Genomic DNA, 13426 nt, shown 5'->3' with positions numbered 1-13426 from the left:
CAATTGGTAAAAGAATGGCGCTATTTTTTTACCATCTAATGAATACGTCGCTTATTTTTTTATTCCTATTTTTGTCAATTTTTTAAAATGACGATTGATACAAAACTGTGCCATGACTACATCGTGATGGTGACAGAAAAAATAGTAAGGCGATGAGTCATCACGCTACGGTGACGGTTTTACATCAGTCCCACAACAACACGCACGACGCGATCTGAAGAACGACACCACCAGACCTTTTTTTGCTGATCTACAACGCTAGATCCGGCTCAACCTAGTTCAGATGCCACGTAGATAGTGATGTAGCCGCGTTTCAACTACGTCGATCAAGATCTAAGGTGGTCACTCAACAACAGATGTTTACTGCGACTGAACCAAATTCGTGGACAAAACTCTCGCTATCTTTTATTTTTAAAAAAAGTGATTTAAGTTCTACTGTAAACCGTTATTTATACGGCAGAAACAAAATTCAACCATGGCGTCAATACATGCTGTGGTAATTCGTCAACGTCAATGTCGCGCCATATTCACCAGAACAATGTGTGTCAATTATTTGTCTTCATTATCAACTGTCGTTTCTTTTGATTTGCATTAAGTTTGCATTAACCATTAAAAAATACTTAGCAACTTTTCTGTTTAAAGCTTCAATAGGAAAACACTGAAAGACTATTTTTGTAAGCAATTTTTGTCTACTGCAAATACAACAAAACAGCATTTTTTAGGTGCTCAAAATGACATTATCTACGTTCACTATTAAGGCGCAAATCAGGGTAGGTTTTGCAGCAATCCTGAGTTTTCTTATCGTTATTTCGGTGCTCAGCAGTTTTAGCATGACAGAAACAAACGAACGATTAAAACACGTCAGCGAGATCAACTCGGTCAAAATTGCCCATCTCGCTGATATGTCTAACGCGATTCATATTATGTCCAAAGTCATGAGATCACTCGTATTGATCACCGATGAAACTGCCTATGAAAAAGAGCTTCTTAAATTCGGTGAAGCCAGAGAAAATTACAATCGCGCTTTCGAGCAACTCAAAAAAATGCCGTTAAATACAAAAGGCAAAGCCTTTGTTGCCGAGATTAAAAAAATTACGCTTGAAGTTCAACTGACCGATAACAAGTTTCTTGAAACAGCAAAAAAAGATAAAGTGCAAGGCGCTGACTATTTATTCAAGCAAGCGGATCCGATGACGACAAAGTGGCACAATAATATCCAGTCATTTATTGATTTGCAGTTACAAAAAAACAAAGCTGAGGAGATCGCAGCAGCAAATGATTATGCGCATCAGAACTTCTTGCTCATCACATTTTCCGTGATTGCTGTCCTTGCGTCATTATTGATCGCTGAGTTCATTACGCGTTTACTGTATAAACAATTAGGTGCAGAACCCTTACACGTAAAACAAATTGCCAATCAGATTGCCACCGGCGATCTGACGATTGATATTGATGTCAGCAAGGCTGATCGTGAAAGTCTGCTGACAGCGATTAAGAATATGCGTGATAGTTTTTCAGACATTGTGTCCAAAGTGACACAAAGTACAGGGACCATTGCCACTGCATCACAGGAGATTTCTGCTGGAAACATGGACTTATCCTCACGTTCCGCATCACAGGCAAGTACGCTCGAAGAAACCGCTGCTTCCATAGAAGAATTAACGTCCACAGTGAGAAAAAATGCGGACAACGCGGGCCAAGCGAATCAACTTGCCGCATCAGCCTCCGACATTGCCAGTAAAGGTGGGCAAATGGTTGGGCAGGTGATCTCAACAATGACCGCGATTGATACCTCATCAAAAAAAATTGTCGATATCATCAGTGTGATTGATGGCATCGCATTTCAGACCAATATTCTCGCGTTAAATGCTGCGGTGGAAGCAGCCAGAGCTGGCGAACAGGGGCGTGGTTTCGCCGTTGTGGCCAGTGAGGTTCGCAGCCTCGCGCAGCGCAGCGCAGAAGCAGCTAAAGAGGTTAAACATCTGATTTTTGATACGGTCGATAAAGTCGTCAACGGGACTAAACTTGTCAATGACACAGGAAAGACGATTGAGGAAGTGGTTGAGAGTGTGAAAAAAGTCTCGCACGTCATCGGTGAGATCACTGCAGCAAGTCACGAACAAACGACAGGCATCGACCATATTAATCTGGCAATCACTCAATTGGATGATACCACTCAACAAAATACCGCTCTTGTTGAAGAAGCTGCCGCAGCAGCGCACGCGTTAGATGACCAGGTGATGGCGCTAAATCAGCTAGTTAGCACCTTTAAGGTCAGCAATAACTATGCGGCGCAAATCAATATCCCACCGCAACGGTTCAACGCAGTTAAGCCAGCACAACAAAAAAAGAAATCTCAACTCATTACCGTCAATACTAAACAAGCAAAACAAAAAAACAATCACCGTAATTCTGAAGAGGAATTTGAGGAATTTTAACGATGACTGTTTTTTAAGGAACATCAAGCAAATACGGTCGTCACTTGGCGACTAATTGCTACCAGATTTTTTTCATCATCCCAGATATGCGCAACAGCATGCGCATAACCGGAATGGGCAAAGTCCGTCGTGACCTGATACTGCCACCAATGTTCACTGCTCTTGTTAAAATCATGCGACAAGAACTCAATATTCCAACTCAGCGTACTGGCGTTACCCGGCCCCTTGAGCACGGGCAACACAGATGGGGGCCAAGAATCGATGAGTCCCAACAAATGCGTAACGGACATAACTGGAAATGTATCCTTCCAGCGCATCCATCCACTAAAATCAGCTTGCTTTGCACCGCTAAACGGAAGAGCGCCTTGTGCCCAGCGCAGATCAACTTGTTGAATAAACTCCGGCATCACACCTGGGATATATGCAAATTTCATTGCCTCCTCTGGTGACTTGCCTTGTGGTGAACTGATCGTCGCAGGGATGTCTATCGCAGAGACGCGGCTACTACCAAAATTTGCCAGTAGCAGTGCCATCACAGCCCCGTCTTGCAATAACGTTGCCGAGGCTTGGGTCACGGATTTACCGCTCCGAAAAATCTCTGTCTTTATTTCAACGTCGCCTGGAGCAACGGCGCCAATAAAAGAAATTGTTGCAGATCGCAATACACGGTCATTGGTCAGATCACCCAATACAGCATGCAAACGACTCAGCATCAGACTACCCAATAAGCCACCGAATGTGGCTCGCCCTTGGCCCCATCCTGCGGGAATCGATATTGTTGACTGTGTTTCAAGCTGACGAATAAGATGCTCAATTGACATCATTTACCTTTCTCTTTTCTTTTCTGTGTCCGCCATTATGACCGTAAAAAATGTCGTAGTGGCAATATCATGTGCAATATGCGTCCTCGTTACAACGACTTATACCAAGACAGCAATGATCACAAAGACTAATTGTCGGCGCCATTAAAAGTGATTACTATCACTACCTCTGTTTAATTGTATTCAACAAAGCAATGAATCTGAATCTAATCAGCATGTTTCTCGAGATGGTTGATGCCCGTAGTCTGAGTGCGGCGGCGCGGCGTCTAAATATGACGCGCTCTAACATCAGTCACCAGCTCAAATTGCTGGAGCGGGAAGCTGGGGCACAACTTCTGCGTCGCTCAACGCGGAGCCTAGAATTGACTCAGGCAGGACAGATTTTGTATGAATACGGCCAGCGGATGATGGCAGACCTGAGCACGACGCGTGCGTCGATTGATCATCTGGGGCAATCATTACGGGGCCACGTCAGAATCAGTGTACCAACTGGCTTTGGGCGTATGTATGCTGGTGCGATGCTGCTCGATTTTGCAAAACAACATCCGGGTATCACGCTCAATGTGACTTTCAATAACCGGATTCAGAATTTGATTGCGGCAGAAGTCGATGTGGCACTCAAAATTACCACAACACCACCTATGGATTGCGTCGCAAAATACCTCTGTGCGATCAACTGGCAGCTATTTGCTTCGCCCGAGTATCTGAAACGGCATGGCCCTATCCTCCAGCCAAGCGACCTTGCCCATCACCCGCTGGTTGCTTCGCCGTATCCAGGCCTGCGTGTCAGCATGAAGTTAGCGCACAAGGAATACGACAACGATACCCACACAGTAGAACTGACTACCGGACTGCAATCAGACGATTTTCCGTTATTGGCAGATGCGGTGTCGCAGGGACTGGGCGTCGGTTTATTGCCCGCCTATGTACAGCACATGCCAGCTTACGCGGGGATTGTCCCTTTGCTGCCGGATTACCGTGTGGCAGATCTTGGCGGTAACCTTTATGTACTGACTCTCCCCAATCGCTATCCGTCCCCGTCCACCCGCGCTGTGATCCATTTTCTGAGTGAGAAAATCATCGCGCTCAGTGAAAGCTGGACCTGATTTAATCGCCGTTCTGATGCGGCACTAGCACGTTTATTGTCAAATGTAATTTGACTTACTGTCAAGAAGTGAGGAGATTGTCAACAACGCACTTTGCGATGACAATCAATGATATTGAGCCCCCGGCATTGGCCGCTGTTGCATTTTTTTGGGGGGCGCCATCTCATTGAAAGCCTCTCATTATGCAAAAAGACGTTGCGCAAGAAATCAAGGATGCAGCACTGGCCCATGCCCTACGAGCCGAACAAGCTGTCTTCCTGGCACCTGAAACCCAATCAGCCAAGGCACGCTCCATCGCCACCACAGGCGTGATTGGTGGCGGCACGATGGGTGCAGGGATTGCGATTGCCTTATTAGAGAACGGTTTGCCCGTTACCCTGATTGAGCGTGATGACGCTGGCCTCGCCAGAGCACGTCAGTACATCGACAAAGTGTTTGATGGCCTGATCACTAAAGGACGCCTGAGCGCTGATCAAAAAACGCAGATCATGCAACGCTATCAGGGCAGCTTATCTTATGAATCACTGGCTGACACGGATCTGGTGATTGAAGCAGTCTTTGAAGATATCTCTGTCAAAAAGGCGGTCTTCAGTGAACTGGATCGTGTCTGCAAAACTGGCGCAATCTTAGCGACCAATACTTCTTACCTTGACGTCAACGACATTGCCGCGAGTATTTCCAGGCCAGCAGATGTCATTGGTCTGCATTTCTTTTCACCTGCCAATGTGATGAAGTTACTGGAAATTGTCGTTGCTGAAAAAACCGCGCCAGATATCGTCGCAACTGCATTTGCCCTCGCAAAAATATTAAAAAAAGTCCCTGTCAGAGCAGGCGTATGTGATGGGTTTATCGGTAACCGTATCCTAGCAGTCTACCGTCAGGCAGCCGATCATATGATGGAAGATGGTGCATCGCCGTATCAGATCGACAAAGCATTGGTGGACTTTGGTTTTGCAATGGGACCGTTTCAAGTATCCGACCTAGCAGGTGGTGACATTGGCTGGGCAACCCGCAAACGCCGTGCTGCGACACGAGACCCGAGAGCACGTTATGTGCAGATCGCCGACCGCATCTGCGAACGAGGCTGGTTCGGACAAAAAACTGGGCGTGGTTATTATCTGTACCCCGATGGGACACGGACTGGCAAATCCGATATGGAGATCCTCGCCATTATCGAAGCAGAGCAGGCACGGGTAGGCATCACTCCACGCACATTTACTGATGATGAAATTCTGCGTCGCTACATGGCAGCTATGATCAATGAGGGCGCCAATGTCGTGCATCAGGGTATTGCGTTGCGGCCTTTGGATGTCGACGTCACCTTCATGAATGGGTATGGATTTCCGCGCCACCGTGGAGGGCCGATGAAGTATGCCGACACCGTTGGTTTGTCCAGCATTCTGGCTGATATCCGGGAGTTCGCCAAAGAAGATCCGCTGTTCTGGCAAGCATCACCTTTGCTGATCGATTTAGTTGAACGGGATGCGAATTTCGATAGCCTGAATCATCTACAGGATACGAACTGACCCAAACACCCAAACCTCTAACAATATCATCGTTATCAATAACAATTCAGGAGACCTCATCATGCGCGAAGCAGTCATTGTTTCAACGGCACGTACCCCACTGACCAAAGCTCACCGTGGCGAATTCAATATCACTTCTGGCCCTGCCCTCGCAGCCTTTGCTGTGGGTGCAGCAGTACAACGTGCCGGCATCGACCCAGCATTGATAGAAGATGCGATTCTGGGATGTGGCTACCCAGAAGGCACGACTGGCCGCAATATCGCTCGCCAAACGATCATCCGCGCCGGTTTGCCAATCAGTATTGCTGGCACCACCGTCAACCGCTTTTGCGCATCTGGCTTGCAAGCAATTGCGATGGCGGCGGGACGGATTGTTGTTGATGGTGCACCGGCAATGATCGCTGGTGGCGTTGAAAGCATTTCGCAAATCCGTACCCGTGAAGACGGCGCCAGCAGCCTCGATCCATGGATACTCGAACATAAACCTGACTTGTATTTAGCAATGATAGAAACCGCCGATATTGTGGCGGCACGGTATGGCATTAGTCGTGAAGCACAGGATATTTTTTCTGAACAAAGCCAGCGTAAAACGGCTGCCGCGCAGGCAGCAGGCCGCTATCGTGATGAGATCGTGGCATGTCAAACCGTGATGGCGGTGACCGACAAAGCGACTGGGGTGGTGTCACAGCGCGAAGTCAGCATCGATGTCGATACCTGCAACCGTATCGACACGAACCTCACAGGGTTAGCAAAACTCAGTCCAGTACGGGGTGCAGAACATTTTATTACTGCAGGAAATTCGTCTCAGTTGTCCGATGGTGCCTCGGCTTGTGTACTGATGGAAGCCAAAGAAGCCAGTCGCGCCAATCTCACACCACTAGGCGCGTTTCGCGGTATGGTCGTCGCAGGCTGCGAACCAGATGAAATGGGGATAGGCCCAGTCTTCGCCGTACCCAAGCTACTCGCCCGTCACGGGTTGAGCATGGATGATATCGGTTTGTGGGAACTCAATGAAGCCTTTGCCTCACAAGCGATTTATTGCCAGCAACGCTTAGGCATTCCGGATGAGCGTCTGAATGTGAATGGCGGCGCGATTTCTATCGGCCACCCGTTTGGTATGACAGGTGCACGCCTTGCAGGTCATGTATTGATCGAAGGACGCCGTCGTGGTGTGAAATACGCCGTTGTGACCATGTGCATCGCAGGTGGCATGGGTGCGGCAGGCCTGTTTGAAATTTATTGAAAGCAAACGACATGGATCTGAATTTCACAGCAGCAGAAGAAAGCTTCCGACAGGAAGTAAAAGAATTTTTGCGGGCACACTTGCCAGTCAGTCTGTCTGAAAAAGTGCAGCACGGTGAGCACTTGTCCAAAGCCGACACGGAACAATGGCATGCGATCTTGCATGCGCGTGGCTGGCTCGCCAATCACTGGCCGAAAGAATATGGTGGACCGGACTGGACGGTGTTTGAAAAATTCATTTTTGAACATGAGTGCTGTCTTGCGCATGCACCACGTGTCGTCCCTTTTGGTGTCAACATGCTAGGTCCTGTACTCATCAAATACGGCAATGAGACGCAAAAAGAGTACTGGTTGCCACGCATTCTGAACGGCGCGGATTGGTGGTGCCAGGGCTATTCCGAGCCTGGTGCAGGTTCTGATCTGGCAGCAGTCAAAACCAGTGCAGTACGTGCAACCGATAGCGAGGGCGATTATTTTATCGTAAACGGACAAAAAACCTGGACGACATTGGGTCAACACGCCAATATGATTTTTTGTCTGGTACGGACAAATCCCGAGGCCCGCAAACAAGAAGGGATCAGTTTTCTGCTGATCGATATGAACACGCCAGGCGTCGACGTTCGTCCGATCATCACGCTCGATGGGGCCCATGAAGTCAATGAAGTCTTTTTTACGAATGTCCGAGTACCCGCTGAAAATCTGGTCGGAGAACAAGATAAAGGCTGGACCTGCGCCAAATATTTATTGACCTACGAGCGGACAAATATCGCTGGTATCGGCTTTTCTGTGGCTGCCCTCAAACGTCTGAAACACATTGCCGCGATACGTCAGCGCCATGGGCGGTCGCTCGCCGATGATCCAGCGTTTGCGGCGCGCATCGCCCGTGTGGAAATTGATCTGGAGAACATGAAAACCACCAATATGCGCGTCATCGCCAGTGTTGCCGGTGGTGGTGTACCTGGTGCAGAAAGCTCAATGCTTAAGATCCGCGGTACCGAGATACGTCAGGAAATTTTTTCTCTCACTCGTCGCGCGATGGGATCGTATGCCCGCGCCATGCCAGAGAAAAATACCTCGACTAAAGAAACGCCATGGCCAGCAGAACTATCCAGCGCTAAAGGGGTTGCAGCGCACTACTTCAACAGCCGTAAGTTATCCATCTTTGGCGGCTCCAATGAAATTCAAAAAAATATCATCAGCAAGATGATTTTGGGACTGTGAGAACGCATCATGAACTTTGAGCATAGTGAAGAACGCCGCATGCTGGCGGATAGTCTGAATCGTTTTATCAGCGAGCAATATACGTTTGATGAGCGCAATACCATCAATGCCAGCGAACAAGGAATCAGTCGCAAAATCTGGCGTCAACTCGCTGACCTCGGCACGATGGCGGCCTTATTCAGTGAAGAAGATGGCGGTCTGGGTGGCACAGGGTTTGATCTGGCAGTCATTTTTGAAGCATTAGGGCGTGGTCTGGTGCTTGAGCCTGTCTTAAGTAGTGCTGTGCTGGCAGGCAGCGTCATCGCGGAGGTTGGCAATACGTCTCAACAACAATGGCTGGAAAGAATCATCGATGGCAGCAATATTGCTGCACTAGCGCATGAAGAAGCGGCATCAAATAATGACCTTCCATGGGTAGAAAGTAGCGCCAGCACAGATCAGGATGGCTGGCGATTGCACGGTGCAAAAGCGCTCGTTTCGTATGGGGGGATCGCGGACGTCTTTGTGGTATCTGCGAGAACGAGCGGCGATATTGCTGAAGAATCTGGGATCTCTCTCTTTCTCGTTCCTGCCGGAACACCGGGTTTGTCTATTGACACGTATCCATTAATCGATGGCGGACGCGCTGCTGAACTCCGTCTCGACAATGTCTGGGTCAGTAAAGATGCGCTGCTGGGCATACTGAACCACGCCTATCCTGTCATTGAAAAAGTCACAGCGCGTGGCATTCTCGCCTTATGTGCAGAAGCGCTTGGTGCGATGGAAGTCTGTAAAGCGGCGACACTCGATTATCTACAGACCCGTCAACAATTCGGATTGGCGATCGGTCAGTTTCAGGCGTTGCAACACCGGATGGCCGATGTTTTACTGGAGATTGAACAGGCCCGATCATCGGTGATCAATGCGGCGGCGGCAATTGACGCTGATCGTCTGACCCGCGAACGGGCAGTCTCAGCCGCCAAGTTTAGTATTGGCCGCATCGGTACACTGGTCGCTGAAGAAAGCATACAACTGCATGGTGGCATCGGTATGACTTGGGAGCTACCGCTGTCACATTACGCGAAACGGCTGATCATGATCGATCACCAGTTGGGGGATGAAGATTTTCACTTGCAGCGTTATATCTCGCTCAGCAAAGAAGTGAAAGAAGCGTCTCATGTCGAATAAAGGTGTTGTCGCGTTAAGTTGATTGCGTCGACCTGCAAAAGGCCAACTGGATGCGATTGTCGATAGCGATTATTCGGCATGCATCCGTTGGCATTCTACGTATCAACGACATTTGGCATCGATAACATAGCTGTAGACACATTACGGAAAATAAAATATGTCGGATCTCCACCTCGCCTTTTGGCCTAAATCCCAACCGCACCATCTGACTGTTCCGCAAACCAGTCTCTTGTACAACATGGAAGTATCGGCCACACGCTTTCCAGACAAGCCGTTCTTGATTTTCTATGATACGCCACTGACTTTTTCAGAGTTCAAGGACGGCGTCGAACGCATTGCCGGTTTTCTTGAGCAAGAATGTGGCATCGTAAAGGGTGATCGCGTCCTGCTCTATATGCAAAACAGCCCGCAGTTCATCCTTGCCTATTATGGAATTTTACGCGCCAATGCGGTTGTTGTTCCGATCAACCCCATGAATCTGACTAACGAGTTGCGTCATTATGTCGACGATTCCGGTGCGCATACCGCTTTCGTTCCCCAAGATCTGTATTGTCATATTGAGCCCTTGGTGGGACAGGGGATCAAGCATGTCGTCGTCGCTGCCTACGCCGATTATGTGCATAGCGCAACCGATTTGACGCTGCCAGCATTCATTGCGGCACCGCGGCAGGAGATTATTGCTGATGGCGTGGTTCTTTGGAACGACATGATGGAGCGCCATTTGCGACCAGGAAAATTGACCGTCGGATCCGACGATTTGGCCGTGATGCCCTACACGTCAGGGACGACAGGCCATCCTAAAGGTTGCATGCATACGCACAAGAGTGTGATGTACAACGTACTCTCGGGCATTCAATGGTTATCATCACAGCAGGACTCGGTCGCCCTCTCAGTTTTACCATTTTTTCATGTGACAGGGATGCTCGGCGGCATGCATGGTCCCTTGTATGTAGGCAGCACCGTTGTCCTACTACCACGCTGGGATCGCGATGCTGCGGCTGAGTTCATCAAGCGCTACAAAGTCAATGGCGTGCAATTGATTTCAACGATGGTGGTGGATCTACTGTCGAGTCCCAATATCGATCAGTACGAATTATCGAGCCTGACGCGTATCAGCGGTGGCGGAGCGGCAATGCCTGAAGCCATCGCACAAAAATTCAACGATTTGCTTGGTGTCCCCTATCTGGAGGGCTACGGTATGTCTGAAACCATCTCGGCGACCCACATTAATCCACCCGAACGGCCAAAAAAACAATGTCTTGGTATTCCAATCTATGACGTCGACGCCAGGGTAGTGGATCCGGAAACAATGCGCGAATTACCACCAGGCGAAGTGGGTGAAATCATCGTACACGGACCACAGTTAATGCGCGGCTACTGGAATAATCCAGCAGCAACTGCGGAAGTTTTTGTCGATATCGATGGCAAGCGTTTCCTGCGCACTGGAGACTTAGCCTTAGTCGATGAGGACGGCTATTTTTTCATGAAAGATAGGCTCAAGCGTATGATCAATGCCGCCGGCTTCAAGATCTGGCCAGCCGAAGTGGAGGCACTGGTGTATCAGCACCCTGCGATTCAGGAAGTATGCGTCATCGCCAAGCGTGATACGCGTCGCGGCGAAACTGTTAAGGCCGTCATCGTGCTCAAGGCCGCCTTTCGCAATAACGTCAGCGAGCAAGATATCATCGACTGGGCGCATCTGAATATGGCGACGTACAAATGTCCGCGTAGCGTTGAATTTTGCGACGCACTACCCAAGTCAGCTACCGGGAAATTACTATGGCGCAAGCTTCAAGACAATGAGGCCGACGGTGCATAAGCTGTAGAACGGTTATAGTGAAGAAGACAATGCCATGTTAAGACAGGGTAACGATCATCAAGAGTGATCCCTACGGATGCAACACGCTAATCTCAACTTTTAACGGACCTCATGATACATCTCGACGACCTGTTATGTCAGCCTTTTGGCACAGTCTCTGATCTGATCCGATTGCATGCTCAGCAACGGCCGCAACAACCGGCGATCACCTTACATGAACGCAGTCTGGATTATAAGGCACTCGATCTGCTCGTCGACCGCATCGCCGCATCCTTGCAACGTGATGGTCTGCAATCGGGCGATACCTTGGCGATTTGCGCGGCAAGCTCAATTGAATATGCGGCAGTATTCCTCGGCGGGATACGTGCTGGCATTGCGGTGGCGCCACTAGCGCCGTCTTCAACCGCAGACAGTCTGGTGGCGATGGTGACTGATGCAGGTGCTACCTTGATTTTCGTCGACTCGGCGATGGCGCAAGAGCTTGCGCCACGCGTCGAATCAATAGGTGCACGCTTGATTACGCTCGACGACGCTGGCCTCGGTATGCACTTTAACGACTGGCTCGCACCTGCCGGGACGCAACCAGTTCACATGGATATCGATCCTGACAGCACCTTTAACATCATCTACTCGTCTGGCACCACTGGCACCCCAAAAGGTATTGTGCAATCTCACCGCATGCGCTGGATGCATGTACAAAGAGGTGCTGCGAGCGGGTATGGCTATCAGGCGGTGGTGCTACTTGCCACACCCTTGTACTCAAACACGACATTGGTCAGCTGCATGCCCGCACTGGCGCTCGGAAGTAGCGTAGTGCTCATGCAAAAATTCGACGCTGGTACCTATCTGGACTTAGCACAAAAACATCGTGTCACGCATACGATGTTAGTTCCGGTCCAGTATCAACGCCTGATGGCACATGCTGATTTTGATCGATATGATTTATCTTCGTTTGAAAGAAAATTTTGTACTAGTGCGCCGTTTAGCGCATCGCTAAAAACCGACATTCTTCAGCGCTGGCCCGGTGCGTTAATTGAATATTATGGTATGACTGAAGGTGGTGGTACCTGCATTCTCATGGCGCACGAACATCCCAATAAACTGCATACCGTCGGTTGTCCAGCACCAGGCCACGATATCCGCCTGATTGACGACTGGGGTCGTGAAGTCTCACCCGGCGGCACCGGCGAAATCGTCGGGCATTCAATGGCGATGATGAACTCATACCATCACTTGCCAACTGCGACCGAGAATGCAGAATGGCGCGACACAAGTGGTCGGCGCTTCATTCGTACTGGAGATATCGGACGCTTCGACGAAGACGGATTTTTGATACTGCTCGACCGTAAAAAAGACCTGATTATTTCAGGCGGATTCAACATCTATCCAAGCGATCTGGAAACGATCTTGCTGCAGCATCCCGACATCGCCGAGGTAGCTGTCGTTGGCGTACTATCACAGCGTTGGGGAGAAACGCCTGTGGCGTTCGTAGTCTTGAAGCCGGGCAGCCAGTTAAAGGCAGTGACATTGCTGGAGTGGGGGAATGCATTGCTAGGCAAAACACAGCGCCTGGCAGCGGTAGAGATCGTGGATGCACTCCCACGAAGTCCGATTGGCAAGGTGCTTAAGCGCGAACTACGCGACGCATTCCACGTCCACGAATAGCCGCAACAACTAACAAACAAGAACCATCAAGCAAGCCTGCGTTTCACTTAATACGGAAGACAGGCCCTTCGTAAAAGCTGTTTTCCGATATCGTCATCTGACATAACACTGTTCAACGATAGATAAAGTCTGGCCTTCGATCAGACGTCATTTGTTCCAGTGAATCATCGGCATCGTTTCTACAGCGGCGATAACGGCTTAGGTACGTTTTCCTCTACTGGAATGCTGTCGTGGAACAAGCCACAGTCATGCAGCTAGCTGGCACCCATTCTCGACACGCTGAGCAGCGTCTCCAATCGTACGACTAAGGCTGTGGCAGAAGTCGGGCCGGCACCGGCGATTTCTGCCAGCTTGCTGGCTTACGTCTCAAGAGCGATGCCGTTGTTGATTTTTGTCATCCATCAAGTTCATTTATCTTAAA

The 13426-nt window shown here is 49.4% G+C and carries 8 protein-coding genes and 1 pseudogene; 8 read left to right on the top strand and 1 reads right to left on the bottom strand.

Annotated features, from left to right (window positions below; all coding sequences use genetic code 11):
- Positions 1–731: 731 nt before the first annotated feature.
- Positions 732–2438: a methyl-accepting chemotaxis protein gene (locus ACO0KV_RS12400; RefSeq protein WP_423042841.1), complete on the top strand. Its 1707-nt coding sequence runs from the start codon at positions 732–734 to the stop codon at positions 2436–2438.
- 23 nt (positions 2439–2461) lie between these two features.
- Here the strand turns inward: ACO0KV_RS12400 and ACO0KV_RS12395 are convergent, their stop codons facing one another.
- Positions 2462–3262 carry a thioesterase family protein gene (locus ACO0KV_RS12395; RefSeq protein ID WP_423042840.1) on the bottom strand — a complete coding sequence of 267 codons (801 nt, stop codon included), beginning with the start codon at positions 3260–3262 and terminating at the stop codon, positions 2462–2464.
- A gap of 191 nt (positions 3263–3453) precedes the next feature.
- Here ACO0KV_RS12395 and ACO0KV_RS12390 point away from each other — a divergent pair, with 191 nt between their 5' ends.
- The 7 genes and pseudogenes from ACO0KV_RS12390 to ACO0KV_RS12360 all read left to right on the top strand — a co-directional run bounded on the left by ACO0KV_RS12390 (position 3454) and on the right by ACO0KV_RS12360 (position 13005).
- Positions 3454–4365 carry a LysR family transcriptional regulator gene (locus ACO0KV_RS12390; RefSeq protein WP_423042839.1) on the top strand — a complete coding sequence of 304 codons (912 nt, stop codon included), beginning with the start codon at positions 3454–3456 and terminating at the stop codon, positions 4363–4365.
- A 215-nt stretch (positions 4366–4580) separates the two neighbouring features.
- A pseudogene (locus ACO0KV_RS12385) lies at positions 4581–5891 on the top strand (3-hydroxyacyl-CoA dehydrogenase NAD-binding domain-containing protein); the annotation flags it as partial.
- A 61-nt stretch (positions 5892–5952) separates the two neighbouring features.
- The gene (locus ACO0KV_RS12380) at positions 5953–7134 is read left to right on the top strand and encodes an acetyl-CoA C-acyltransferase (RefSeq protein ID WP_423042838.1); all 1182 of its coding nucleotides are present in this window, start codon (positions 5953–5955) and stop codon (positions 7132–7134) included.
- 11 nt (positions 7135–7145) lie between these two features.
- Positions 7146–8354: an acyl-CoA dehydrogenase family protein gene (locus ACO0KV_RS12375; protein ID WP_423042837.1), complete on the top strand. Its 1209-nt coding sequence runs from the start codon at positions 7146–7148 to the stop codon at positions 8352–8354.
- A 9-nt stretch (positions 8355–8363) separates the two neighbouring features.
- On the top strand, positions 8364–9521 hold the full coding sequence (locus ACO0KV_RS12370) for an acyl-CoA dehydrogenase family protein (protein ID WP_423042836.1): 1158 nt from the start codon (positions 8364–8366) through the stop codon (positions 9519–9521).
- Positions 9522–9678: 157 nt separating this feature from the next.
- Positions 9679–11340 carry a long-chain fatty acid--CoA ligase gene (locus ACO0KV_RS12365; protein WP_423042835.1) on the top strand — a complete coding sequence of 554 codons (1662 nt, stop codon included), beginning with the start codon at positions 9679–9681 and terminating at the stop codon, positions 11338–11340.
- A gap of 111 nt (positions 11341–11451) precedes the next feature.
- The gene (locus ACO0KV_RS12360; RefSeq protein ID WP_423042834.1) at positions 11452–13005 is read left to right on the top strand and encodes an AMP-binding protein; all 1554 of its coding nucleotides are present in this window, start codon (positions 11452–11454) and stop codon (positions 13003–13005) included.
- Positions 13006–13426: the final 421 nt, after the last annotated feature.

It is taken from the genome of Undibacterium sp. RuRC25W (assembly GCF_049339825.1).
GTDB lineage: Bacteria > Pseudomonadota > Gammaproteobacteria > Burkholderiales > Burkholderiaceae_D > Undibacterium.
Note: the sequence above shows the minus strand (reverse complement) of the source record. Positions and strands in the feature narration are given on the sequence as shown.

What these genes read in the sequence shown, in the direction of transcription:
- ACO0KV_RS12400 (WP_423042841.1), top strand. Translation starts at nt 732, where the DNA reads ATGACATTATCTACGTTCACTATTAAGGCGCAAATCAGGGTAGGTTTT.
- ACO0KV_RS12395 (WP_423042840.1), bottom strand. Translation starts at nt 3,262, where the DNA reads ATGATGTCAATTGAGCATCTTATTCGTCAGCTTGAAACACAGTCAACA.
- ACO0KV_RS12390 (WP_423042839.1), top strand. Translation starts at nt 3,454, where the DNA reads ATGAATCTGAATCTAATCAGCATGTTTCTCGAGATGGTTGATGCCCGT.
- ACO0KV_RS12380 (WP_423042838.1), top strand. Translation starts at nt 5,953, where the DNA reads ATGCGCGAAGCAGTCATTGTTTCAACGGCACGTACCCCACTGACCAAA.
- ACO0KV_RS12375 (WP_423042837.1), top strand. Translation starts at nt 7,146, where the DNA reads ATGGATCTGAATTTCACAGCAGCAGAAGAAAGCTTCCGACAGGAAGTA.
- ACO0KV_RS12370 (WP_423042836.1), top strand. Translation starts at nt 8,364, where the DNA reads ATGAACTTTGAGCATAGTGAAGAACGCCGCATGCTGGCGGATAGTCTG.
- ACO0KV_RS12365 (WP_423042835.1), top strand. Translation starts at nt 9,679, where the DNA reads ATGTCGGATCTCCACCTCGCCTTTTGGCCTAAATCCCAACCGCACCAT.
- ACO0KV_RS12360 (WP_423042834.1), top strand. Translation starts at nt 11,452, where the DNA reads ATGATACATCTCGACGACCTGTTATGTCAGCCTTTTGGCACAGTCTCT.